This is a genomic window from Dolomitihabitans soli (genome assembly GCF_022213955.1).
Lineage (GTDB): Bacteria > Actinomycetota > Actinomycetes > Streptosporangiales > Streptosporangiaceae > Streptosporangium_A > Streptosporangium_A soli.
In genome coordinates, this window is sequence record NZ_JAKNTW010000075.1 from 1 (window position 1) to 1,018 (window position 1,018).

Consider the following 1,018-nt stretch of genomic DNA (forward strand, 5'->3'; position numbering starts at 1 on the left):
TGCTCGTCTACAAGGCGCGCTACCCGCAGATCGACTGCGTGATGCCGTGGATCGAGCCCAACCTCGGGATCGTCGGCGGCCATCCGGATGAGACCGCGATGACGCCGGCGGAGTTCTATCCCTTCTACGCCGCGGGGTACCGCGCCGTGAAGGCGGCCAACGACAGCCTCAAGCCCGCGGTCCCGCTGACCTTCGGCGGCCCGACGACGTCCAACCTGCCGGACGAGTGGCTGCTGGCCTTCCTCAAGCGCTACGCGGCCGACACCGACGCCCGCAAGCGGCTGGACTTCCTGGCGGTGCAGCTCTACCACAAGAACCGCGACAACCCGCGCCAGGCGCTCGCCCAGCGCGCCACCCTCCGATCCCTGCTGGGTCAGGCCGGGCTGAGCCAGTCCGTGCCGCCCTACGTCACCGAGTACGGCCTCTACGGCGGCCCCGACACCGGGACGACCGAGGGCCTCGCCCACGACCAGCTCGTCCAGGCGGCTGGCGTCGCCGCACTCGGCCGCTACTACATCGAGAGCGGTATGCACCGCCCGTTCCACTGGGTGGTCCACCACGGCGAGAACGTCCGAAAGGACATGTTCGTCGAGGGGCTGAACGGCGTGCGCCTGCCGTTCGGCCACGTCGTCGTCATGCAGGGCATGCTGAAGGACCGCCACGACGACGGCCGGCGGGTGGCCACGACCATCACCCCCGACGGATCGGCGACCAACGGGATCGGGCTCGGGGCGATCTCCCATCTCGATTCCCGGCAGCTGACGGTCATGTACTGGAACTACCAGGCCGAGACCGGCACCAGGAACCGGTCGACCAAGCTGACCATCCGCAGCATCCCGAAGAGCGTGTTCGGCGACCGGATCCGGGTGGAGGCCTGGCTGGTCGACGCGACCAATAACAACTACAACCACAACAAGACCACGACGTTTGCCCGGAACGCGATCTTCAGCATGGACCGTCCCGCCGAGTTCAACCGCGTACTCTCCCTCACCAAGAACGCGGTGGGCCTGCTCCGCAT

General features: G+C 67.9%; 1 protein-coding gene. It reads left to right on the forward strand.

Features of this window, described 5'->3' with window-relative positions:
• The coding region (locus tag MBA17_RS49025; RefSeq protein WP_238505832.1) for a hypothetical protein at positions 1–1,018 on the forward strand (1,018 nt) is incomplete at both ends.